The following is a 2,314-nucleotide window of genomic DNA, read 5'->3' on the forward strand; positions in this document are numbered from 1 at the left end:
GGGGGGCCGCGGGGCCCCGCCGCCGCCCTCCCCCTCTCCCGCGGAGAAGGCAGCCCGAGCATGTTACCCGCTTCCGGCCCCGGGCGCAAGGGGGCATTTTCGAAAAGCTCGGAAAAGCTCGCTCAGAACGGCCCGGGGCGAGAGGGCGTGCGGCGCGAGGAGGGCGCATCCCCGTGCCGGCGGCACGCTCCAGAAGGCGTGCGGGCGCCGTCTGGCCGACGATGCCGCGACCGTCCTGTTTTGGGCCGGGACGATCGCCCTCATTCCCTCATATACAGCAAAGCGGGACGACCGATGGTCGCCCCGCCTTCCGAGTTATGGTTGACGCTACACGTTACCGCAAGCCGCAGCTTACATCATGCCGCCCATGCCACCGCCGGCACCGGCCATAGCCGCCAGAGCCGCCGGATCCGGATCCTTCGGGATCTCGTTGATGGTGGCCTCGGTGATGAGGATGAGAGCCGCGACGGAGGCCGCAGACTGCAGAGCCGTGCGGGTGACCTTCACCGGGTCGTTGACGCCCATCTCGATCATGTTGCCGTACTCGCCGTTGGCGCAGTTCAGGCCTTCGCCCGTAGCCATGCCCTTGACGCGCTCGACTACGACGCTGCCCTCGAAGCCGGCGTTCTGCGCGATAGCGCGCATCGGAGCTTCGAGCGCCTTGCGGATGATGGCGACGCCGACCTCTTCGTCCTTGTCGGCCGCTTCCACCTTGTCGAGCGCGGGCAGAGCGCCCACCAGAGCCACGCCGCCGCCGGCGACGATGCCCTCTTCGACCGCCGCGCGGGTCGCCTGCAGGGCGTCCTCGATGCGGGACTTCTTCTCCTTGAGCTCGGACTCGGTCGCAGCGCCCACCTTGAGCACCGCCACGCCGCCGGACAGCTTCGCCAGGCGCTCCTGGAGCTTCTCGCGGTCGAAGTCGGAGTCGACGCGCTCGAGCTCGGCCTTGATCTGACCGATGCGATCGTCGATGGCCTTTTTGTCGCCGGCGCCGTCCACGATGAGGGCGGAGTCCTTCGTGACCTTGACCGTCTTGGCATGGCCCAGCATGTCGATGCGGGCGTCGGCCATGGTCATGCCGAAGTCCTTGTCGATGACCTGCGCGCCCGTGACGGCGGCGATGTCCTCGAGGATGCGCTTGCGGCGATCGCCGAAGCCGGGAGCCTTGATGGCGACGCAGTTGAACGTGCCGCGCAGCTTGTTCAGCAGGATGGTGGCCAGCGCTTCGCCCTCGACGTCCTCGGCAACGATGAACAGCGGACGACCGGACTTCATGATCTCCTCCAGCAGGGGCACCATGTCCTGGATGTTGGTGACCTTCTGGTCGGTGAGGAGGATGTAGGGATCGCTGAGGACGGCCTCCATCTTCTCCATGTCGGTGGCCATGTACGGCGAGATGTAGCCGCGCTCGTACTGCATGCCCTCGACGATGTCCATGTCGATGCCGAACGTCTGGCTCTCCTCGACGGAGATGGCGCCGTCCTTGCCCACGGCATCCATGGCCTCGGCGATCTTCTCGCCGATCTCGGCGTCGCCGGCGGAAATGGTGCCGACGTTCGCGATCTGCTCCTTGGTGGAGACGGGGGTGGCGTCGGCCTTGATGGCCTCGACCACGGCGTCGGTGGCCTTCTGGATGCCGCGACGGATGCCCAGGGCATCGGCGCCGGCGGTCACGTTGCGCAGGCCCTCGGACACGATGACGTCAGCCAGCAGCGTGGCCGTCGTGGTGCCGTCGCCGGCGACGTCGTTCGTCTTCACGGCCACTTCGCGAACCAGCTGGGCGCCCATGTTCTCGATGGGGTCCTCGAGCTCGACTTCCTTGGCCACGGTTACGCCGTCGTTCGTGATCAGCGGAGCACCGTAGGATTTCTCCAGCGCCACGTAACGGCCCTTGGGCCCGAGCGTCACCTTGACGGCGTCGGCCAGCTTGTTGACGCCGGCAGCAAGCGCGCTGCGCGCGTCGGCTTCGAACTTAATCTCTTTAGCCATATTGCTCATATCCTTTCAACCTGACGGCTTTTCGTGGCGGCCTCCTAGCCGCTCAGAACCCGGGAGCTTTCGCACACGGCCAATAAGGCCGCTTAGCTCAAGCACCCGGAACCTTCGTGGCTATGAGCCTCACCACGAAAACCCTGCTATTACCAACGTTGAATCAACCGGCGCCTTTTATGCAAACACAGCGTAGAGGTCGTCACCGCGGAGGATCAGCACGTCCTCGCCTTCGACGTTGATCTCGGTGCCGCCGAACTTGCCGTACACGACCTTGTCGCCGACCTTCACGGGAACGGGAACGAGGTTGCCGTCCTTGTCGAGC

At 65.8% G+C, this 2,314-nt stretch carries 1 protein-coding gene and 1 pseudogene; both read right to left on the reverse strand.

The features are described 5' to 3' along the window. Window positions 1–351 precede the first annotated feature (351 nt). Window positions 352–1,989, reverse strand: coding sequence for a chaperonin GroEL (gene groL, locus ACMO6A_RS06140; protein WP_009305183.1), 1,638 nt, complete (start codon window positions 1,987–1,989; stop codon window positions 352–354). Between the two features lie 177 nt (window positions 1,990–2,166). Beyond that, window positions 2,167–2,314, reverse strand: a pseudogene (locus tag ACMO6A_RS06145) (co-chaperone GroES); the annotation flags it as partial.

Source organism: Eggerthella sp. (assembly GCF_048329335.1).
In the GTDB taxonomy this organism is placed as follows: domain Bacteria; phylum Actinomycetota; class Coriobacteriia; order Coriobacteriales; family Eggerthellaceae; genus Eggerthella; species Eggerthella lenta.